The sequence below is a fragment of the Melioribacteraceae bacterium genome (genome assembly GCA_035362835.1).
In the GTDB taxonomy this organism is placed as follows: Bacteria; Bacteroidota; Ignavibacteria; order Ignavibacteriales; family Melioribacteraceae; genus DSXH01.
Genome location: DAOSDY010000001.1, coordinates 172,994 through 194,607, shown reverse-complemented (window position 1 = coordinate 194,607; position 21,614 = coordinate 172,994). Strand labels below are relative to the sequence as shown.

22 protein-coding genes, 1 tRNA gene and 1 riboswitch are annotated in these 21,614 nt (G+C 40.2%); of the genes, 15 read left to right on the top strand and 8 right to left on the bottom strand.

Annotated elements, in window-relative coordinates:
- Nucleotides 1-42 precede the first annotated feature (42 nt).
- From PLZ15_01040 to PLZ15_01030, 3 genes are read left to right on the top strand one after another with little or no spacing between them, the layout of a single operon-like run.
- Nucleotides 43-1,245 (top strand): HAMP domain-containing sensor histidine kinase, encoded by a 1,203-nt coding sequence (locus PLZ15_01040; GenBank protein HOI28313.1) that lies wholly within the window; start codon nucleotides 43-45, stop codon nucleotides 1,243-1,245.
- Nucleotides 1,246-1,294: 49 nt separating this feature from the next.
- Nucleotides 1,295-2,662: a hypothetical protein gene (locus tag PLZ15_01035; protein HOI28312.1), complete on the top strand. Its 1,368-nt coding sequence runs from the start codon at nucleotides 1,295-1,297 to the stop codon at nucleotides 2,660-2,662.
- A gap of 34 nt (nucleotides 2,663-2,696) precedes the next feature.
- Nucleotides 2,697-3,287 (top strand): pseudouridine synthase, encoded by a 591-nt coding sequence (locus PLZ15_01030; protein ID HOI28311.1) that lies wholly within the window; start codon nucleotides 2,697-2,699, stop codon nucleotides 3,285-3,287.
- A 55-nt stretch (nucleotides 3,288-3,342) separates the two neighbouring features.
- Here the strand turns inward: PLZ15_01030 and PLZ15_01025 are convergent, their stop codons facing one another.
- Nucleotides 3,343-5,262 (bottom strand): TonB-dependent receptor, encoded by a 1,920-nt coding sequence (locus PLZ15_01025; GenBank protein ID HOI28310.1) that lies wholly within the window; start codon nucleotides 5,260-5,262, stop codon nucleotides 3,343-3,345.
- 141 nt (nucleotides 5,263-5,403) lie between these two features.
- A riboswitch (cobalamin riboswitch) is annotated at nucleotides 5,404-5,611 on the bottom strand.
- Between the two features lie 208 nt (nucleotides 5,612-5,819).
- Here PLZ15_01025 and PLZ15_01020 point away from each other — a divergent pair.
- From PLZ15_01020 to PLZ15_00975, 10 genes are all read left to right on the top strand, one after another.
- A complete protein-coding gene (locus PLZ15_01020; GenBank protein ID HOI28309.1) occupies nucleotides 5,820-6,488 on the top strand; it encodes a succinate dehydrogenase cytochrome b subunit in 669 nt (222 codons plus the stop codon).
- Nucleotides 6,485-8,398, top strand: a complete 1,914-nt coding sequence (locus PLZ15_01015) for a fumarate reductase/succinate dehydrogenase flavoprotein subunit (protein ID HOI28308.1) — start codon at nucleotides 6,485-6,487, stop codon at nucleotides 8,396-8,398. Before PLZ15_01020 ends, PLZ15_01015 begins: the two co-directional genes overlap by 4 nt.
- Nucleotides 8,395-9,165, top strand: coding sequence for a succinate dehydrogenase/fumarate reductase iron-sulfur subunit (locus tag PLZ15_01010; protein HOI28307.1), 771 nt, complete (start codon nucleotides 8,395-8,397; stop codon nucleotides 9,163-9,165). The genes PLZ15_01015 and PLZ15_01010 overlap by 4 nt, the downstream gene beginning before the upstream one ends.
- Nucleotides 9,166-9,338: 173 nt before the next feature.
- Nucleotides 9,339-11,003, top strand: a complete 1,665-nt coding sequence (locus PLZ15_01005; GenBank protein HOI28306.1) for a hypothetical protein — start codon at nucleotides 9,339-9,341, stop codon at nucleotides 11,001-11,003.
- A 6-nt stretch (nucleotides 11,004-11,009) separates the two neighbouring features.
- The gene (gene obgE, locus PLZ15_01000) at nucleotides 11,010-11,996 is read left to right on the top strand and encodes a GTPase ObgE (GenBank protein ID HOI28305.1); all 987 of its coding nucleotides are present in this window, start codon (nucleotides 11,010-11,012) and stop codon (nucleotides 11,994-11,996) included.
- A complete protein-coding gene (locus PLZ15_00995; protein ID HOI28304.1) occupies nucleotides 11,975-12,985 on the top strand; it encodes an iron ABC transporter permease in 1,011 nt (336 codons plus the stop codon). The genes obgE and PLZ15_00995 overlap by 22 nt, the downstream gene beginning before the upstream one ends.
- 11 nt (nucleotides 12,986-12,996) lie before the next feature.
- The gene (locus PLZ15_00990) at nucleotides 12,997-13,827 is read left to right on the top strand and encodes a M48 family metalloprotease (protein ID HOI28303.1); all 831 of its coding nucleotides are present in this window, start codon (nucleotides 12,997-12,999) and stop codon (nucleotides 13,825-13,827) included.
- A gap of 115 nt (nucleotides 13,828-13,942) precedes the next feature.
- Nucleotides 13,943-14,016: transfer RNA gene (locus tag PLZ15_00985), tRNA-Met, on the top strand.
- 22 nt (nucleotides 14,017-14,038) lie between these two features.
- Complete coding sequence (gene secG, locus PLZ15_00980) at nucleotides 14,039-14,383, top strand: preprotein translocase subunit SecG (GenBank protein ID HOI28302.1); 345 nt, start codon at nucleotides 14,039-14,041, stop codon at nucleotides 14,381-14,383.
- A gap of 90 nt (nucleotides 14,384-14,473) precedes the next feature.
- Entirely contained in the window at nucleotides 14,474-15,313 is an 840-nt protein-coding gene (locus tag PLZ15_00975; protein HOI28301.1) for a TIGR00730 family Rossman fold protein, read from the top strand.
- 17 nt (nucleotides 15,314-15,330) lie between these two features.
- On the opposite strand, the gene rpsU is transcribed toward PLZ15_00975, so the two are convergent.
- The 5 genes from rpsU to PLZ15_00950 all read right to left on the bottom strand — a co-directional run bounded on the left by rpsU (nucleotide 15,331) and on the right by PLZ15_00950 (nucleotide 18,960).
- Nucleotides 15,331-15,534 carry a 30S ribosomal protein S21 gene (gene rpsU / locus PLZ15_00970; protein HOI28300.1) on the bottom strand — a complete coding sequence of 68 codons (204 nt, stop codon included), beginning with the start codon at nucleotides 15,532-15,534 and terminating at the stop codon, nucleotides 15,331-15,333.
- Between the two features lie 84 nt (nucleotides 15,535-15,618).
- Nucleotides 15,619-16,074, bottom strand: coding sequence for a universal stress protein (locus tag PLZ15_00965; GenBank protein HOI28299.1), 456 nt, complete (start codon nucleotides 16,072-16,074; stop codon nucleotides 15,619-15,621).
- Between the two features lie 2 nt (nucleotides 16,075-16,076).
- Nucleotides 16,077-16,913 (bottom strand): hypothetical protein, encoded by an 837-nt coding sequence (locus PLZ15_00960; GenBank protein ID HOI28298.1) that lies wholly within the window; start codon nucleotides 16,911-16,913, stop codon nucleotides 16,077-16,079.
- Nucleotides 16,913-17,503, bottom strand: coding sequence for a sigma-70 family RNA polymerase sigma factor (locus PLZ15_00955; GenBank protein ID HOI28297.1), 591 nt, complete (start codon nucleotides 17,501-17,503; stop codon nucleotides 16,913-16,915). The genes PLZ15_00960 and PLZ15_00955 overlap by 1 nt, the downstream gene beginning before the upstream one ends.
- A 59-nt stretch (nucleotides 17,504-17,562) precedes the next feature.
- On the bottom strand, nucleotides 17,563-18,960 hold the full coding sequence (locus PLZ15_00950) for a M14 family zinc carboxypeptidase (protein ID HOI28296.1): 1,398 nt from the start codon (nucleotides 18,958-18,960) through the stop codon (nucleotides 17,563-17,565).
- Between the two features lie 103 nt (nucleotides 18,961-19,063).
- On the opposite strand from PLZ15_00950, the gene PLZ15_00945 reads away from it, so the two are divergent.
- Complete coding sequence (locus PLZ15_00945; protein HOI28295.1) at nucleotides 19,064-19,603, top strand: thioredoxin family protein; 540 nt, start codon at nucleotides 19,064-19,066, stop codon at nucleotides 19,601-19,603.
- A gap of 4 nt (nucleotides 19,604-19,607) precedes the next feature.
- Here the strand turns inward: PLZ15_00945 and PLZ15_00940 are convergent, their stop codons facing one another.
- On the bottom strand, nucleotides 19,608-20,327 hold the full coding sequence (locus PLZ15_00940) for a DUF2461 family protein (protein ID HOI28294.1): 720 nt from the start codon (nucleotides 20,325-20,327) through the stop codon (nucleotides 19,608-19,610).
- A 5-nt stretch (nucleotides 20,328-20,332) separates the two neighbouring features.
- Nucleotides 20,333-20,977, bottom strand: a complete 645-nt coding sequence (locus tag PLZ15_00935) for a hypothetical protein (GenBank protein HOI28293.1) — start codon at nucleotides 20,975-20,977, stop codon at nucleotides 20,333-20,335.
- A gap of 115 nt (nucleotides 20,978-21,092) precedes the next feature.
- On the opposite strand from PLZ15_00935, the gene PLZ15_00930 reads away from it, so the two are divergent.
- Nucleotides 21,093-21,593 carry a class IV adenylate cyclase gene (locus PLZ15_00930; protein HOI28292.1) on the top strand — a complete coding sequence of 167 codons (501 nt, stop codon included), beginning with the start codon at nucleotides 21,093-21,095 and terminating at the stop codon, nucleotides 21,591-21,593.
- The last annotated feature ends 21 nt before the right edge of the window (nucleotides 21,594-21,614 follow it).

Genomic DNA, 21,614 nt, shown 5'->3' with positions numbered 1-21,614 from the left:
TATGAATTTTGAACATCCAAAGGCAATAAAAGCGTTCAGTTAATGAAATTATTTCCGGCAACTAAAATTCGGAGAAGAACTCCTGTCCTCATCCCGCAGGGATTACTCTGGCTTTTTCTAACTCTTCATTCAGCAACCGTTGCTAATGGAATTCATCCATTTAAACAAATTGATCCTGCTTCTTGTAATGCAAACTTCAATTCTGTCCGGTTGAACCAGGTATCTGTTAATGTCAGTTCTATTCCTGCTTTCTCTAATACTTTAACCACGTATCAGGTGTTTAATTCAATCTGGTTCAAAATATTTATAGGTGCATCAATTGTTGCGCTGGTCTATTTCATTATCCATATCTGTTTTATAGTAGTAAAGCGCAAAAGGAAAGAGCTTGAAGAGCAGGTCGGTTTGAGAACTCACGAATTAATTAAAATTAACGCTAATCTGATCGAAGAAATCAAAATGCGTAAGGAAGCCGAAGAAAGATTGATGGAGCAAACCGAACAGCTGAAGGAAATGAATCTTGCGAAAGATAAATTCTTCTCTATAATATCACACGACCTTAAAAGCCCTTTTCAGGGATTACTCGGATTTACGGAAATGATCACTGAGGATTTTGATTCGATGAGTGATGAACAGAGAAAGAATATAATTAAAGAGATTCGTAATACCTCGCTCCACATTTATAACCTATTAATTAATGTTCTGGAGTGGTCTAGACTTCAAACACACAGGATCGATTTTATGCCCGAGAAGATTGTTCTTCGTGATGAAGTTGAAGCGGTGAAAAATCTATTGCTTATTAATTCATCCAATAAAAATATATCTGTCCATAATGAGGTCGCGATCGATTGCCATGTATTTGCGGATCCTAATATGCTCCGGTCGGTCCTTCATAATCTTCTTAGTAATGCCGTTAAATTTACAAGGCAGGACGGATATGTTAAAGTGCGCGCTTCACTTGCCGGAAATTTTTATGTGGTAAATGTTATTGATAATGGTATCGGTATTTCTCAGGAGGATATCGGCAAGATATTTTCGATCGGAATTCAGTACAGTACACGTGGAACTGCAAACGAACAGGGAACAGGGCTCGGTTTAACTCTTTGTAAAGAAATGGTTGAAAGGCACGGAGGAAGCATCTGGGTGGAAAGTACTCCTGGTGCCGGTTCTTCCTTCCGTTTTACACTTCCAAGGTTCCGAAGCCAGTCAAGCGATCAGGCACAACCTCTTGATTTATTTTCCGCTTAATGCTAAATACCATTCGTTAATTTTTCTTTCAATTAAATCTGGCCTACATATGATCCGGAAATCAATAGTACTATCTCTGCTGCTATTTGCATTCAATACTTTCGCTCAATCCGATGACCGGATAAATCTCATAATCAGTTATCCGAGTCAACCTGTTAAAAATTTTGTCGGTTTCGGTGCCGAGTGGGATTCAAGAGCTTACGATCTAAATGGAGTTACTCAAGAGGATTTTGAACTGATCGCAGAAAGAATTAAATGGATGCGAATGCCTGTCGTCAGAATTATGATGCAGACAAGGTGGTGCTTCAGCCAATCCCTCGGCTACGATTGGAATAACAGGGATATGGAGCTTCTTTACCGCCATCTCGAATTCTGTCAGAAAAACAATATCGATGTTGTCTTATCTGATTGGGGAATTGAAGTTGATTGGCTGGCTGTTGATGGAATTGAGAAAATGGATAACCCGCTCTACGCCGAAGTTATTGGAACCTATCTCGACTACTTGGTCAATACTAAAGGGTTCTCCTGCATAAAATATTTCGGACTTGTTAACGAACCGAATTATGAAGTAGGCAACTTTGAAAGATGGCGCAACGGTGCTGAAAATTTATTCCAGATATTTAAAGATAAAGAGCTTGATAAAAAAATTAAAATCATAGGGCCGGGGCAGAGTAACGACAATGAATGGTTTTACAACACAGTTGACGAAGCAAGATATATTTTTGATGTGTATGACGTACATATGTATGCTTGGAAAGACCGGACTGCTCTCGGAAGTGTCCAGACCGATTTAACCCAGCTCTGGAATTATGCAAGATCTCTCGATATGAAATCCCCGCAAAAACTCTTCTTTGTCACCGAAGCCGGTATGCGCGACGGTCAGTCTGCCGCTATTAGCACACAGATAGATGCTTACTATTACGGAGTATTCATGACTGATTTCGCTATTCAGGCGGTCCATTCCGGTGCTCATGCCGTTCTCGCCTGGATGCTCGATGACAACAGTCACCCCGATTTTAAATGGGGAATGTGGACGGATAAAAAGAACGGAATGAAGCTGAGGCCCTGGTTTTACACATGGTCTTTGCTGACCAGATATTTCCCCGCGGGATCAGATATATTTAAAATCCGTTCGAGATCAATTAATGTTAGAGCTTTAGGATCCAGAATTATTAAAAACGGTAAGACTGAATGGTCTTTCTCAATTGTTAATATTAATCCGGCTCCCCTTAAAATATTTTTGAGAGTAGATGAAGAAAAAGAATATAATCTGAAGAAATTTGTTTTTAATGAAAAAGAAATGAAAACCGATGCGAGAGGATTCCCGGTACATTCAGAATCTTTTACGGCAGATCTTGGAAAAGGTTTCGAATTTGAAATCCCTTCCAATACGGTTTTCATTTTTACAAGCATGTAACTAATCCGCTCTTTTCTGGTCAAGAGAAAACCTTATGAGTGCTGGTTCTATATTATTGCCTAAGAAATATTTTATCATCTATAAACCGTACGGGGTATTGTCCCAGTTTACCGATCCAGAAGGCAGAAAGACAATTAAATCGGTATATAATTTCCCCGAGAATGTTTATCCGGTAGGCCGGCTCGATATGGACAGCGAAGGCCTTCTGATACTTACTAATGATAAAATGCTGACCGACTACCTTCTTAATCCAAAGAACCGGCATGAAAAAGAATATTTTGTTCAGGTGGAAGGAATTCCAGACGGGAAAACTCTTCTAAAACTTGAAAACGGTGTTGTTATTGAAGGGAAAAAGACTTTACCGGCCAGGGCTGGAATGATTGACAATCCTGGTTTTGAACCACGTGTACCGCCGATCAGGGTGCGGAAAAATATACCCGATACATGGATTAGCCTTGTTATTACTGAAGGAAGAAACAGGCAGGTAAGGAAAATGACCGCCGCTGTCGGACACCCTACTCTCAGGCTTGTCAGGGTAAGAATAAAAAATCTGACTATTGATGGGATGAAGTCAGGAGATGTTAGAGAACTTACACGCCGGGAAATAGAGGATCTTAAAAAATAAATTTCTGTCTAAGGATCGGGACGAATTTATCTCCGCCCCGATTCCTTTTTCACATCTATAAATTAAAATTAAGTCCCAAATAGAAAGTCCTGCCCGGTGTACCGTAGTATAAAACCTCTTCGTATTCCTTGTCTAATAAATTCTCCAGTTTTCCCGTAATTATCAGAAAATCCGTAATCCTGTAAGATGCTGCGAGATTTACCAGAAAATAATCCGGCATTGTTATTCGCCTGGAAAGGAATCCTGAAAAATCTTTATCATCTCTTTGCCCGGAATACCGGAAAGTTGAATTCAGATTAAACTTCTCATTCAACCGGTAATTTAAATTGACCGAGAGCTGATGTTTGGGCCGTCTTAACAACTGTTTGTTAAAATCCTGGCTCCCCTCAAAAAGATCTCTGGTTTCTGTAAAAGTATAATTCGCTGCGGCAGAAAAATCTCCGCTGTTTCTCAATTCAAAATTGAATTCAAATCCTTTTGATGATGCTCTGGCTATGTTTATTGTTCTAAAGTTTGAATCGAAGCCGAACAGATTGTCAATCAGTAAATCGAAGTAAGTTATACCGACTACAATTCTATCATTATTAAAATATTTTTCGAAACCGAGATCTAATCCTCTGCTCTTTTCCGGTTTAAGGTCCGGATTTCCGAACATCGGATCATAAAGATAATAGAGAGAGGGGGCTTTGAATCCTGTACCGTAAGTGAATTTTAATTTCATTCCTATTTCTTCAATATAATATGCCGGGGCAAAACGGTAGGTAGTTTGATTTCCGAATCTCTGGTGCTTATCTATTCGTAATCCGATTGACGCGAATAATGTGTTGAAAAGATTTACCTGGTCCTGAAAATAAATTCCGGTTGTAGTGACGGACTTTTCCGGAAATATACTTGAGTATGGACCCCACATGCTTTCGCTTATATAACTTGTATTTGCTTTCTCTTTCTCGGCTTCAATCCCGATTGAGATGAGGTGATTCTCCAGGAACCTGAAATTGTTCTGCCAGCCTAACTTTATCCTTTCGGAACGGTTGTAACTGTCGGAGTATTGTAATGGATGAAGATTATCGAAACCGTCGAATGCGTTACTGTAGCGGCGGATAACAGAAGCGCTGAACTGCTTCTCCCATTTTTCGTTAAAAGAATTAAGACTGTATCCGATTTTTAGAATCTTTTCTTCCGTCCTGTAGTTGAAATTCGGATCATCGCCGAGTTTCTCGCTCTGATCGAGGTCGCTATTGTGTTTATTGAATTTATAGAGAAGATCAATTTTTCCGCTTTCATGAAGATTGAATCCGATCCCTGCAGAAAAATTACTAATCAAAAATCCGTCCTTTTCACTGTTGCCGTACTTTGAATTGCTCGCGGAAATTCCGTCACCGGCAAGTCTGTTAAATGCAAAAAAATAATCCACTAGACCCAACTGCCCGGAAGTGCTGAGGCCGGCTCTAAAAAAATTATTCGAACCTCCTTCAGTCTGAAGATTATAATGACGGCTGCTTTTACCGGTTTTAGAATAAATATTTACAACACCGGCAATCGCGTCGGAACCGTACAATGTACTCTGAGGGCCTCTTACAATTTCAATGCGGTCAATATCATAGATTGACAGCGAGGAGAAATCGAACGCATTGTTCGGAGAGGAGGGATCGTTCATTTCAATTCCGTCAAGAAGTACAAGTGTATGGTTGGAATTTGCACCGCGCATAAAAACATTCGATAATTTCCCGGGCCCGCCCTGCTGTACAATGCTTAATCCCGGAATTTCTCGGAGAAGATCTACTATCGAGTAATAATTCTTCCTCGAAATTTCTTCGGCTGTAATTACGGATACAGAACTTGCTATGGTATAATATGGTGTCTCAGTCCGGTTGGCCGAGATTACCACATCCCGGAGAATAGTTTTTAGCGTATCGTTCTGTGCCGAAACGGGAATTGAAAAGAGAGTTAGTGTTACAATAATTTTTTTTAACATGGAAGTTACTCCTTGGATTAAGGTACGGATAAACCGTAACCGGATTTAAAGATGTAACTTCGTGGGTTAACAATTGATAAGAAGTGATTGAAATAGAATTTCTCATGCAAAACCTTACCCGCGAAGGCAGCCGTAGGTGGCTGTTATTTATTTATTACCGGCAGGTCTCCTGGCTCTTCCGGTCTTCAACCGTCTTCCCATCCCGAATTGGAGGGACAGTGACATAATTGATTGAAAACTTTTACCCCGAATTAATCGGGGTCGGAATTACAGTTGCGGGGCAGCACCGGATTTTAACCGGTTTCCCTATTAAGTCCAAAAAACGGACACCGACAATTGTTTAAGAACTTGGACAAAAAATAGAAAAGAAAATTCGGAACAGCAAATTAATTCCTTAATTCAATTTTACTCTTTGAAAAAAATACATTAATGACTTATCTTGTCCTTCAGATAATAACTAACTGATAAATCATAGTGTACTCATTCACCAATTTTTTTCATCATCAGATTCAAATCCAAAATCACCAAACAGAATTAATTAACATAGGAGAATTTTAATGGGCTGGATTTTTAGAGCATTAAACTCCTCGATCGGTAAAAAATTTGTAATGGCTGTAACCGGAATCTGCCTCCTCCTTTTCCTCATCATTCACCTCATTAATAATCTTACTTTGTACGGCGGACCTGAGTTATTCGATACAGTCGTTAAAAATCTTGAAACAATCAAACCGCTCGTTAGGATAATTGAATTAGTACTGGTTCTGATTTTTATTCTTCACATCTTTAACGGTGTGAGGCTCTGGTACGAAAATAAGAAGGCACGCCCTGTTGGGTATAAAGTTAATGCCGCATCGGCTAATTCGGACCTCTTTTCCAGAACAATGTTTGTTACAGGTTCCATCATATTCATCTTTCTTGTTGTTCACCTAAGAACATTCTGGGTTTCTTTTAACCTGGGCCATCCGCTTGCCGACGAACATAAATATTACCAGATAGTTGCGGAGGCATTCAGTGATCCTTTCTATTCAATACTTTATGTCGCTGCAATGATACTTTTAGGATTCCATTTAAATCATGGATTCCAGAGTGCTTTTCAGACGTTCGGATGGAACAATAAAAAATATTTCCCGATTATTGAAAAACTCGGATTCATATACACTCTTGTAATGGTAATCGGTTTTGCCTCTATCCCAATCTACTTTTTATTTTTCGGAGGTAACCTATGACTAAATTAGACGCAAAAATTCCGAAAGGATCAATCGAAGAAAAATGGACCAACCATAAATTCAATATGAAGCTGGTTAATCCCGCTAATAAGCGTAAGTACGACATAATTGTAGTCGGAACAGGATTAGCCGGTGCTTCTGCCGCTGCTTCGATGGCTGAATTAGGATATAATGTTACGGTTCTTACATACCACGATTCTCCGCGCCGCGCACACAGTATCGCCGCCCAGGGAGGTATTAATGCCGCTAAGAATTATCCGAATGACGGTGATAGTATCAAACGTCTTTTCTACGATACTCTTAAGGGAGGAGACTACAGAGCCCGCGAAGGAAACGTCTACAGGCTGGCGGAAGTAAGTAATAATATTATTGATCAATGCGTTGCACAGGGCGTTCCGTTTGCAAGAGAATACGGCGGGCACCTCGATAACCGTTCATTCGGCGGTGCATTGGTTTCAAGAACATTTTATTCCAGAAGTATTACCGGACAGCAGCTTCTGCTCGGTGCCTACAGCGCTTTATCGCGCCAGGTTGGATTAGGAAAAATAAAACAGTATACACGACGGGAAATGCTTGGACTTGTAGTGATCGACGGAGCTGCGCGCGGTGTTGTAGCAAGAAACTTAGTTACCGGTGAAATTGAAAGTTATGCCGCTCATGCTGTATGTCTTGCAACGGGCGGATATTCGAGAGTCTTCTTTCTCTCAACAAACGCGATGAATTGTAACACAACTGCAGTCTGGCGTGCACATAGAAAAGGTGCGTTGTTTGCTAATCCCTGTTTTACACAGATTCACCCAACTTGTTTACCATTACATGGCGAGCAGCAATCCAAACTAACATTGATGAGCGAAAGCTTACGTAATGACGGAAGAGTTTGGGTTCCCTTAAAACCGGGTGATAAGAGAAAACCCGGTGACATCCCGGAAACTGAAAGAGATTATATACTCGAAAGAAAATATCCTACTTACGGAAATCTGGCTCCACGCGATATCTCATCACGCGCGGCTAAAGAAGCCTGCGACGCCGGCAAAGGTGCCGGTGATACTGGTCAGGCGGTTTATCTCGACTTCGCCGATGCAATTAAACGCCTCGGTAAAAAAGTAATTGCAGAACGGTACGGAAACCTTTTCGAAATGTATGAACTGATAACCGCGGAGAATCCATGGGAGGTTCCGATGAGAATCTATCCCGCTCCTCACTATACAATGGGCGGTCTCTGGGTAGATTATAATCTCATGAGTAACATTCCCGGCTTATATGTTCTTGGCGAAGCCAACTTCTCCGATCACGGTGCTAACCGTTTGGGCGCTAGCGCTCTTATGCAGGGCCTCGCGGACGGTTACTTTGTAATCCCGTATACAATCGGCGACTATCTTGCAGGTACAAAATTTTCGGCCGTTAAAACCGATCATCCGGAATTCCAGAAAGAAAAAGATGCTGTTGATGAAATGACTAAGAAACTTCTTTCCATAAAAGGTAAAAGAACAACAGACGATATTCACCGTCAGCTCGGCAGGATAATGTGGAATAAAGTCGGAATGGCGCGTAATGAAAAAGGTCTGAAAGAGGCAATTAAGGAGATAAGGGATTTAAGGGATGAGTTCTGGAAAAACGTAAACGTTCCCGGCTCGGCCGAAGATTTGAATCAGGCTCTTGAACGTGCCGGTAGAGTAGCGGATTTCCTCGAATTAGGTGAACTGATGGCTGTTGACGCACTCGACCGCAAAGAATCCTGCGGCGGACATTTCCGTGAGGAGTTTCAATATGAAGACGGTGAAGCAAAACGCGATGACGAAAAATATGCTTACGTTGCCGCCTGGGAATTTGCTGAACCCGGAAAATGGAAACTTCATAAAGAAAAACTTGAATTTGAGTATCTGAAACCAACAGTAAGGAGTTACAAATGAGCGGAAATATGAATCTAACTCTGAAAATTTGGCGTCAGGCGAACGCTAAAACTGTTGGAGGATTTGAAACCTTCAACGTTAAAAATATATCACCCGATAGTTCTTTCCTCGAAATGCTCGATATTTTAAACGAAGAGCTTGAAGCAAATGGAAAAAATCCTGTAGCATTTGAACATGACTGCCGGGAGGGAATATGCGGCGCTTGCAGTCTCGTAATTAACGGAAGGCCGCATGGTCCTCTTGATAAGATTACAACCTGCCAGCTCCATATGAGGCACTTTAAAGACGGGGATACAATCTGGATTGAACCGTGGCGCGCTAAAGCGTTTCCTGTAATCAAGGATCTGATCGTTGACAGAACTTCATTCGAAAAAATAATTCAGGCCGGCGGTTTTATTTCTGTTGATACAGGCGGCGTTCCTGATGCCAATGCAATTCTGATCCCCAAAGATGCTATCGAAACCGCTACTGATGCCGCTGCGTGTATCGGATGCGGCGCCTGCGTTGCGGCTTGTAAGAACGCTTCTGCTATGCTGTTTGTCTCTGCCAAAGTTTCTCAGTTCGCTGTGCTTCCTCAAGGTCAGCCGGAACGCTATCAGCGCGTTCAGGCTATGGTTAAGAAGATGGATGAACTCGGATTCGGAAGCTGCACAAACACTTATGCGTGCGAAGCTGAATGCCCGAAAGGAATCTCAGTCCGGAATATTGCCCGACTTAACAGAGATTACTTTAACGCAAAGCTTAAGTCGGAAAATGTTGAAGCGTGACGTTAGGATTTTATCTTGAAGGTTGATAAAGACCTTCAAATCTCGGTATTGGAATCCCGGCAAATATTGTCGGGATTTTTTTATTCCATTTTGGTATTATCGCTTAGTACCTTTGTGACTTTGTGCCATAATAGGGCTATCTTTGCTGTAGAAAATAGGAATAAAAGGATTTCATGTTCGAACGTGAAATAAAATTCATTTATGATTTTAACCTGAATAAGGTAAACCGTTTAGGGCCTTATTTCACATTTGAACAGCTCGCATCGATCGATCTTCATCCGGCTATTTCTAATTATATCTCCGCGGAGATCGATTTTCTTGTATTCGAAGACCGTCAGACTCTTCTGAAGAACTCCGTATTCGATTATTCCGGCGAAAAGATATCAAATCATTTTATTGCCATCGGTGAGGAAGTAAAGAAAACAAAGAGATTCTCCTTGGAATATATTTCCAAGCTGATCCTTCATGCCTCCTCGTTTACAATTAATTACCTTATCCGACCGAAATGGACTTTAGCCAAATTTGTTTATGACGAAGGTGACCATAAGACAACTCTTGAGATAAAACAGATACTCAATTATATCTACTATTATCAGTACCTTAAAAAAATTCTGATCTCCTATATCAATTCAAAAAAAATAATATCAATGAATTCCGATGAGTTTAAAGAGCTCCTCGATAAAGTAGATAAAATCGGGATAGAGACTTCGCTTACATCCATTTTATCCAATGCTGCAAAATCGATGTCGGACTTTTTTAATATCGGAGAGATCCAGAAGAATAAAATTCCTTTTATAGCGATCGAAAAATTTCTCGAGGAAAAAGAACTTAATAATCATCTTGATAAACTCCATAATGCCTTCGGCACGGACAATGCACAGAAAATAACTATTTCTGATCTTCAGAAAACTTTTGACGGCGTAATGATCGAAAGATTCGAGACCGTCACCACTGAAGAACCGCTTCAGGGTGAAGAGGAGATCAAGGAAGAATTCCAGCCTGTAAGTATGGCCGAACCGGTGAGTGAAGAAGAGACAATCCGGCAAGAAACTGTTCCTGAATCCGATACTCTCCCGGACTATACCTCCGGGGAAGAAGTTGAAGAAAAGGATGAAATAAATAAACCGGCAAAGCTTAGAATAAGAATTGATAAAGACTTGCAGATTGAACCGGTTGAAGAGTCGGATGAAGTTCTAAACGAACCTGATACCCCGGAGGAAATTGAAGAGGATTATTCAGCCCTGGAGGAAATTGTAAATATTAACAGACAACCCGATTCTGAAGCTAAGGAGGAAGAGCAGGATGAACTCCCCGAAGCTGATCTGATTCAGGAGAATCTAGTAGAAGAAGAATCCTCTGAAATTGAGGAAGAAATTGAAAACGCTGAGCAGCTTAATTTAATAGAAGACGAAGAGGAGTCAGATCAACTGGAGACCAATATTGATGATCATGAAAATCAGCCTGAACAACCTGAACCGGAATCACCAACAGAAGATGAAAATGAAAGCATGCTCGAATCTATTCTTGAAGCTTCTGAGAGCGATTCCGTAAATGATGAAGATAATTCCGGATCGGAAGAAACCGATAACGGTGAAAAACAGAGAATGGATATTGCGGAGCTGCTGGAACATAAGGAGATGACAAAAATTATCGAAGTGATTTTCGATTATGATATCGAAGAGTTCGCAAATCTTCTAGACGAAATTTCCGTCTGCCAGTCACTTGATGATGCCTATGTGGTTCTTAATCAGTCTTTAAAAAACAGGAATATAAACCGTAATTCCAGGGAAGCTGAAGCATTTAAATCGATCATTTCTCAATATTTCAACGATAAGTAATTTCCAATGTTTATTGATTATGCAAAAATTTATGTAAAAGCCGGCGACGGGGGAGCGGGTGCTGTTGCGTTCCGCAGGGAGAAATACGTACCGAAAGGCGGCCCTGCCGGAGGCAATGGGGGTAACGGCGGAAGCGTTATTTTTATTGCCGATTCAAACCTCAATACTTTACTCGATTTCCGATATCAGAAAAAGTACCTTGCCCAGAATGGAGATAAGGGAGGTTCATCACTTAAGGACGGCAAAACTGGCAAAGACATTTTAATTAAAGTCCCGATTGGAACAATAATTAAAGATGCTGAAACTGAGGAAGTCCTTTCCGATCTTGATTCTAACGGTAAGGAATTTGTTGCCGCAAAGGGGGGCAAAGGGGGTAAAGGTAACAGCAACTTTGCAACACCTACAAATCAGACACCGCGTTATGCCGAATCCGGAAAACCGGGAGAGGAAATTAATGTTGTTCTTGAATTGAAATTGATAGCAGATGTGGGACTGGTCGGATTTCCGAATGCGGGCAAATCAACACTGATCTCCGTTATTTCCGATGCCAAACCTAAAATAGCCGATTACCCGTTCACTACTCTCGAACCTAATCTCGGCATCGTCCGGTATAAGGACTTTAAAAGTATTATCGTTGCCGATATCCCGGGAATTATCGAAGGTGCTCACCAGGGAAAAGGTCTCGGACTTAAATTTCTCAGGCATATTGAACGGACAAAAATTCTCCTCCTGATGATCGATATAACTTCTGAAAACCCCCAGAATGATTATGATACTTTGTTAAATGAGTTGAATAATTACTCTAAGGTTCTAAGCAGGAAAAAGAAAATATTGGCCTTTTCTAAGTCGGATCTTGTGGAGAATTCCATCATTAAGAAGATCGAAAAGAAAAAAATTAAAGGTTACACCGGACCCGTAATAGTCTTCTCATCTGCAACCCAATCCGGCATTCAGGAATTATTGGATAAGTTATGGGAAGAACTGCACGATTAACTTTATCCGGATTTATTACCAGGATTCTGATTCTCTTCATTTTTACTTTAATTGTATCGGTTGTGTCTCTTCTAATAGGCCCCGTTAACATTAGTCTTTCAGATGTGCTCATATCTCTATTCTCAAATGTAAAGGATGATACCATCTCACAGATTATATTTGATATAAGGCTGCCGAGAATACTCTATGCTGTTGCAGTTGGAGGCGGACTTTCAATTGCAGGAGCTGCGTTCCAGGCAATGCTTATGAATCCACTGGCTGAACCATATATTCTCGGTATTTCAAGCGGGGGTACATTCGGTGCGGTTCTTTCTTTCTTGATCGGAGCCTCATTCCTTGGTACTCAGGCACTTTCGTTTCTGGGTGCACTGTCCGTAATGCTGATTGTATTTCTTCTCGGAAAACGTTTTGGCGAAATTGAACCTAATGTTCTGCTCCTTTCGGGTGTAATGGTTGGAGCGTTTTTCTCCGCGGCTATACTTCTAATGATGACTTTACTGAATGATTCTCTCCGTACGGCTCTCTTCTGGTTGATCGGAAATTTGTCGCTGGCTGATAAGGACAATTCGGTTCTTGTTCTATTGGTTACAATCTTTATCTCTGCTTTACTGATAATGCTTTCGAATAAATTTAACGTAATAAGCCTCGGTTCCGACTATGCGAAACAACTTGGAGTGAATACCAATTCACTCAAGACAATCACATATATTCTTACCAGTATTATGATAGGGACACTGGTTTCAGTGAGCGGAATAATCGGCTTTGTAGGATTGCTGATTCCCCATCTCTGCCGGATTGTTGTGGGCGTGGATAACCGTATGATCTTCCCCGCATCATTTTTCATCGGCGCTTCGTATCTTGTTATTGCCGATACAATTGCACGAACAATAATTGCACCGGCGGAGCTACCGGTCGGTGCAATAACCGCTTTAATAGGTGCTCCGGTTTTTATCTATTTGCTAAGAAGAAGATTTAAAATAATATCATAGGAGGAATGGTGATGAAATTTAAAAAACTGAAAATTCTGATTGCCGGAATTGTTATTGTCTCCGCCTGTTCAACAGGGATAAATATTTTTTCCGATAACGACGAAGTCGCTATGGGTCAACAGTTCGATCAGGAGATACGTAAGAATTCTAAAGAGTACCCGATTTATAACGGTGACCCCGGAGTAAAGGATTATATAAATAGAAATATTTTCAGTGAAATTTTAAAATCACCCGAATTGAAAAAAACAGCAGTCTACTCTTATCAGATGGAAATAATTCAGAATGATACAATGCTTAACGCGTTTGCTGTTCCCGGGGGATATGTATATCTCTATACTGGATTATTAAAATATCTCGATTCCGAAGCGGCGCTTGCAGGTGTCATCGGTCATGAAATTGCCCATGTGGAAAGACGGCATGCTACCCAAAGAATTACTTCAGCTTACGGAATTCAGATAATCCTTAGTATTGCACTCGGTAACAATCCATCACAGGTAGCCGAGATGGTCGCAAATCTCTTCGGTGGTCTTGCTCTTCTGGCAAACAGTAGGTCAAATGAAGATGAAAGTGATGATTACTCCATTAAGTATCTTAGAAGCACCAGATTTTATCCCGGCGCTGTTAAATTCTTCTTTGAAAAACTCAGGGACGACGGAAAAGTTGCCCGGGGCGGGCAGGGGATTGCCACATTCTTATCGACTCATCCGGATCCGATTGCCAGAATCAGCACAACAGATCAGCGCCTGGCAGCTCTTTCAATCCCGGTAAAATCGTATAAGGATTCCGGGGAGGGTTTTTTCAAGGCGGAATATCAGAAATTCATTAAAGGAAAGCTGAAATAGGATTGCCTGCTTCAAATTCGATTAATATCTATACTTGAAGTTTCTTGTCCCTCTGTTTATATTTGATGCCCGGTTTTAGGAAAAATCTTAATTCCGGGCTGTTTTTTTAGAATTTGGCGAGGTAGCTCAGTCGGTTAGAGCAGTGGAATCATAATCCACGTGTCGGGGGTTCGAATCCCTCCCTCGCTACATCTTTATCGGAGTGATTTATATGTATCCATTATTAATAACCATTTCTGTAATTATTTCTGTATTTCTGGTAATTGTTGTTCTTCTTCAGTCAAGCAAGGGAGGCGGCCTGGCCGGTTCTTTCGGCGGGACAGGTCAGTTCGGAACCGTTTTCGGTACTAGAAGAACCGCTGACTTTTTGAGTAAAGCTACCTGGTGGCTCGGCGGAGCTTTATTAGTCCTGGCAATTATTATAAATCTTTTCTTCTTACCGGGTCAGACTACTGTAGATCAGAGAGAAAGCATTATACAGAGCGACAGGCAGGCAGTACCTACAGCACCTGCCTTACCTCAGCAGCAGTCGACCTCTCAACCTGAACAGAAGTAAAATCATTTTTTAAACCTCTCCTCAGGGAGAGGTTTGCTATTCAATGAATTGCTTCCAATCAATATTATCCCATTTCCCAACGGTGAACTGATGGCTAAAATTACAAAAGCTCAAAAGGCTTATAAGAATCTTGATTTTCTTAATTCAGCAGATGCCAGAACTGTAAGAATTCTATCTGAATATTATGAACCGAAATCGAGGTTCCAGAAACATAATATAGTTGATACAATTGTTTTCTTTGGTTCTGCGAGAATTCTTTCCCGCAAAGATGCGCTTAAGCTGGTTGAAAAAGCACAAAAGGACAATTCGAAAAACGCGGAATATAATTTCGACAGAGCCGTTAAACAGCTTGAAATGTCGAAGTACTACGAGGATGCTGTTCAGCTTTCTAAAAAACTTACTAAATGGTCAAAGTCTCTCGGCGAAGAGAAAAACCGTTTTATCATCTGCAGCGGCGGCGGACCCGGAATAATGGAAGCGGCAAACAAAGGAGCTAAACTCGCCGGTGGGCATTCAATCGGTCTGAATATCTCTATCCCGTTCGAACAATTCGTAAACAAATATGTCGATCCGGAACTAGCTTTTGAATTCCACTACTTTTTTATGAGAAAACTCTGGTTCATCTATCTCGCAAAAGCTTTGATTGTATTCCCCGGCGGATTCGGTACTATGGATGAATTGATGGAAGTACTTACTCTCGTTCAGACTAAGAAGATCACCAAGAAAATGAAAGTGATTATGTTCGATGAAAACTACTGGCGGGAAGTAATCAACTTTGATGCATTAATTGAACACGGAACTATCAGCCGGGAGGATATGAAACTTTTCGACTTCTGCAGTTCGATTGATGAAGCATTCGATAGGATTACAGCGCACTTCAATAAGTATTTTCTCAATAAGAAAAAAATCATAAAAAAACCCCGTAGGTAGTACGGGGTTTTCTGGTCTTAAGCTCTTCTGTCTTTAAAAGCTTGTTCTCTTGACGCTCTCCGTTTCGCTTTAATTAAATCCATCCTTTTTTCTATTGACGGTTTAACAAAGAATGTTCTTTTTTTGAACTCTTTAAGGACTCCGGAACGCTCATACTTCTTTTTAAAACGCTTAAGCGCTTTGTCAATATTCTCGTTCTCTTGAACGGTAATACCTACCACTTATATCACCTGCCTTCTTTGTGGATAAAAATTAGCGCACCAAACCTAATGATTTAAGTCAGAATTGTCAATCTTCAATTCCGATTATTCCTCTTCCTGCGGGGATATTACTAAAACAGGGCATTTTGAGAACCGGATTACCTTTTCAGCTACACTTCCGAGAAGTGTATGAAATATGCCTGTCCGGCCATGCGTAGCTATTACAATCAGGTCGCCGTTGATCTCTTTAGAGTAATCGACTATTTCCTCGTAGTCTGTCCCTATTCTGAAGACTTCAATTATCCTGATATTAGAATCTTCGGTTAAAGTCTCTGCGGTTTCAGAAAGCCGGCTTCGAAGATCTTTTTCCATTGAGATCAGTTTCTCTTCTTCAGTTGTGCCGGAATATTGTCCGTTAAGGAGTGGAGGAGTCTTCTCCATAACGTGAATCAAATGAATCTCGGCGTTCATTTTTTCTGCCATATCCCTTGCATACTCAAATGCCGAAAATGAAATTTTACTGAAATCGGTAGGTACTACTATTGTCTTTATGTCGAACATGTTTAATTAAGGTATGATAAGAAACTGTTTCGCAGATCGGTTGAATGAGCGTTTGATGCAATTGCCAATACGTTATTTTTATGCTTCATAATTAAAATTTCGCAGTCGCTCTCTTTTACTCTGAATACTTTCCCATTGTCTAAATCTTTTTGAGACAAAATTGATCCGTCATTCATTAATTCGCTGGACAGAAAATTCTCTTTTACCTGGCACAGATCTAGTATTTCACCCTTCTTGCTCATAAAAATTGTATGAGCGAATTTTTCAGTGCCTGATTCAGAAATAATTGCACCCTTTATTTCCCAATCCGGACACTTTGGAATTACCGCAATATAGTTTACCCCGTTTTTTTCGTAGAAATTTCTGACTGATTCAGCATCCCCATCCGTAAATTGAATTTCCAATTTCCCTGCCATTATCTGATGAAAACTTGAATGAACCAGCGTAATAAACTGCGACTTATCCGGTTGAGTAATGGATATCGGTTCATCGCCTGAATAAGGAATAAAAGGATAACTGACAAGAATTGCAAAAGTAAGGATAACAGCAAATGCGAATGTATATTTGCTGGTAACCAGTTCCTTTAATATCCGGGTTAGTCTATTCTCCTGTCTCGTTCCGAACTGTTTTGATATTTCATTCCGGATGTTATTCATCAGGTAAGCCGGAGCTTCGTTTTTACTGAACCGTGTCTGGAGAAGATTTTTAATCCGGGTCTGTTGAATATAATCCGCCCTGGATACAGGATCCTCTTCAATCATTCTTCTGATTCTGCCGATAATCGACTCATCAAAAATCTCGTTATCGACGTATGCGGTTATTTCTTCAATTCTATTCATTATTTTTTTGATCCGTTGCCGTCTACAAATCCTCTATCCTTAGCATAATCGTAGAGCTGGGAATAGAGCATCTTTCTCGCCCTGTGAAGCCGCGACCTTACGGTTCCGACAGGAATATCAACAAAATCCGCAATCTCGTCGTAAGTAAATCCTTCTATGTCGCTTAGAATAATTACTGTACGGAAATCCTCGGGCAGATCTGTAATTGCCTTTGATATCTCATCGTCTAGAAGATTGCTGAATACATCCTGTTCGTAATGCCTGGATTCGACTTCATCGGACTTAATATTTTCATAAAAATTCTGAATATCCTCATAATCAACTTTGTTCGGTTCCTTTACCTGTTTACGGTAATCGTTGATATATGAGTTCTTCAATATCCTAAACAACCAAGCTTTGCAATTAGTGCCCTTTTCAAATTTATCAAAGAAACGGAATGCTTTAAGGTAGGTTTCCTGTACCAGGTCGTCTGCATCGTCTTCGTCACCGGTCATTTTAAGTGCGAAGTTATAGAGAGCATTCATATGGGGAATTGCCTCTTTTTCAAACTCCCGGTAAAGTTGATGAAGTTTCTGATCAGTATTTGGCATAGATTGTAATTGCATAAGTGCGAATGCTGCTGAAATATTACTCTTTTCTTAGACCTAATTTAAGAAATTACAATTCCATTTAGTATTGAATTCTTTGATAGATCCGATGGAATTAGAAATCCGTTTAACACTGTAAAACCGGTTTTATTATCGGTCAGGATTAAATTTGCCGGCTCGTCTACAGCAATAATGGGAGAATACTTTGAAAAAGAGGGCACAATGTTGATCGGCTTTTCCGAATAATTAGAGCCGATTGCGCCGGGCTCTAATCTGATTGTGCAGTATCCTGATTTCAGCAGTTGATCAATCTCGGAATTTTCAGGCATTGAACGGAATTCTTTTTCGAAAACTCTCCCCGGTTCCACTGTAAATCCGTTTAAATCGTGCTCTTCAATCCCTTTATAAACCGAAAGGTCGCCTATTTCAGCAATTTTCCCTTTATAAAAAAAACTGTTAGAATCCTGGTCGAATTTTTTCTCCCTGTTAATCCCGATATCAACTTTATATGATGTGCCGTTACTCACTGAATAAACATTCCTGATAAGCAGATCGAACAACAATGATTGATTCTCGGGAATGGAATAATAATCCTGAAAATTAATTTTTTTATAGCTTTCATCTGCAATAGTGTTTAACGCCGCTAAAAGAGAGATGAAATTAAGCTTACGGATCAGGTCCTTATTCCTGTCGCCTATAATAAATCCCGATTCAATCAATATAGAGCTTATGCCTGTCCCGATAAAATTATCGCCGAACGATCTCGGCTCATGATCGTCTTTGTAGCGTGCTATATGCCCGGGTATTAAATTCCCAAGTACATTGTTGATTGCAGAAATTACCTGCATACTCTGCTTACGGCTCTCATTAATTTCGTTAGCGAAATTGAAGGGGGGCGCGAGCATCGAAATTGCAGAACTCTTCCCGGATCTGCCGGCCGTATAATAACTGTTCTGATCGTGGAGGTTGAAACCGAATTCGGGTCTGAGCCTGTCCGAATATTTCCATAAAATCTCAGCTTCAGGTGTAATTCTCCGGAGAGCATCCCGGTTCACGTCCACATTAATTCTATTTACCCTTGAATGACATTCGGCACCGTCGGGATTCAGCATCGGAATGAAAGTCATGCTTAATTTATTAAGAATCATTTTTTTGAAATCAGAAAACTGGTCGTCGCACGAAAAGAAATTGAACAGGTCGAACAGAGCTGCTGTTGCGGTCGGCTCATCACCGTGCATTTGCGACCAGAGCAGAATATTTTTCTTTCCTTTTCCAAGCGTGATTGATTGAATTATTCTGCCTTCAATAGATCTCCCCGCAATTTCAACATCAAAATCACTTCCTTTCCGGTCAATTGATTTTATTATCCGGGAATGTGTAACTCGTTCTGTACTTATTGACCGCTCAAAATAATTTTCATGTTGATCATACAGCTTTTGAAAGTCGATATTTTTCAGCAAACCTGTTTCTCCCTGAATCGATTGATTTTGTTAATGATTTGCTCCAAATTTAGTCTGTCTGTATTAATAATTAAAGAGTAAATAAAAATTTATTGGAGGAGAGATGGCCACCGATAAACTTGTTTTAGGATCGAAGGCCCCGGAATTCAAACTGCCTGCAACCGATGGAAGAACCTATTCGCTCGATACGTTCGCTGACAAAAAGTACCTTATCGTAATATTCAGCTGTAATCATTGTCCTTATGTTCAGGCCTATGAGGACAGAATTATCGGGATACAAAATGATTACCGTGAACACCTTAGTATTGCCGCGGTCAGTTCGAATGAAACGGTAAATTACCCTGAAGATTCGTTTGAAAAAATGAAGGAGAGGGCAGATCTGAAGAAGTTTAATTTCCCGTACCTGTTCGATGAAACACAGGAAACCGCTAAAGCATACGGTGCTACGCATACTCCCGAAATATTCTTGTTTGATGAAGAACGTAAACTGGTTTTCCATGGAAAGATAGACGATAACTGGCAGGATCCGGCAAATGTAAAATCAAAATACCTTAGAAATGCTCTCGATGAACTGATAACAGGAAAAAAAATCTCCGTACCTGAGACGTTTACAATCGGTTGTACAATAAAGTGGAGGAATTGAAAGATTAAACTGCTTCGCCGAAATCATCTTCAAATTTTTGAAGAAGTTTTAACGGCTGTGGTGAAATTGCAAAACAGTAGAGGGGATAGAGTTGGTAAATCATCTTTATCATCTCCCCGACTATTCCTTTCGAAAATAAAATTCTTTTGGAAGGTCCGTTTTTCTTTTGAAGAAGAATCAGATCAATCTTATTTAATTGATCAAAATCTCTCTCCGCAATAAATTTTTTCACAACTATAGTCATATCATCTTCAAGGTCGGAGAGGTTGAAATTATTATCGATTCTCCGGGCACTGCAGATCTCAATAATCTCTTTTTTGTATTTAATCAGGTTCTTTTTAAAGAACAGGTCTTTTTGCGGTGAGTTATTGATGAACAATCCAAGCTCAGCTCCGTTTTTATCAAAGTAAAGGTAGAACTCGCTGTCTAGCTTGAATCTTCCGAAATGAATTAGCAGGAATGGGCGGTAGGGTTCTCCCTTTGCAAATCTCATATCCTTATTGAGCCGCATTATTGTTTCGTTAAATTTCGGCTCGGTGCGGATTGAAGGATTCATCCTGTTAAGAAACGGTGCAATTTCACTTATAAACGCTTTGGCGGGTTCTACAAGGTTTTTCTGATATCTGTCCCTGTTACGGTGAAACCATTCAACGTTGTTATTCTTATTTAACCCGCTGAGAAATTCGAAGATTCCTTCATTGAATCCGGAGAAATTATTTTTCACTTCTTTCAATACATAATTCCGAGATTAAGCGAGATATAAAAATGGCCAAAACTCTTACGGACATTTGACTGCAAACTTTCCACGCCTTCACCGAACAAATAGATATGATAATAACGGATATTAATGCCAACCAGATTAGACTTACTGTCGCCGAAGTTTGCACCCAGCCCGAAATATCCACCGGCGGCGTAATGCATTTTTGCATCGCTGAACGAACTGAAAAATTCTTTTTCGTACGGGGTCGTTATAACGAATGTAGGTCCGACACCGGCGCTCAGGTAAGGCCTAAGATTTTCAGTTAGTACGTCTGCAAAAATCCTGTACTGCAGTCCGAAATTTACAGGGATAAGAAAAATCCTGTTTACTTTGCCAATTACAAATGTATTGCCCCAGTAGTCAATGTATTCCATCTCCCTGTCGTCTTTCGATTCCGAAACAGAAAGATCAATTACACCGGTAAGAGTTCGTGAGAAGGCCCTTTTATAAAATGTACCGAGCCCGAATCCCCCTTCACCGAACATAATATCTGCTCCCCAGCTGTTGTTGGGAAATACTTCAGGCGGCTTTTCAGGAGCCATCTGACCGATACGCTGGGCTTCTATGCTTGAAAAAGCAAGCAGAGCAAATAAGATATATGCAAATACTTTCATTTTTGTCATCCTTTTGCTAACCTTCATGTGTAAGATATTGATATTATGGGAAAAAACAACCCGATAAAATCGGTACTTTGCTCTCTTTAACAACGTCATAAATAAAAAGGTTCTAATGGCCCTCAATCTTGAACTTAAAATTAAAACTCCTTCGCATACTTCTATAATTAAAAAAATGAGGAAACCGGATTATAAATTTATCCGTGAACTGAAACAGAAAGATGTCTATTACAAAGTTAAAAAAGGTCTGCTAAAGCTCCGAATCGAAAATGGTGAATATATTCTTATCAAATATCTGCGGGACGAAAAAGGGAAACGCTGGAGTAATTACTATTTGTTGAAACTTATTGGTGACAATCCTGAAGAATATCTAAGCGCTATCTTCAGAATTGATTCAGTTGTAGAAAAAAAGAGAAAACTTTATATGTATAAGAATACACGTATCCATCTCGATAAAGTAAAAGGTCTTGGAAATTTCCTGGAATTGGAGTCGGTAGTAAAAAGGAGCAGAAAAACCTCAGAAAAGGAATTTTATCAGGTTGTTAGGGATCTGAATCTTGATTTGTCCGGACAGATCAGGGCTTCCTATAAAAAATTAATAGGTAGAATTAAATGAATTATCAGTGAAGAGTCTATT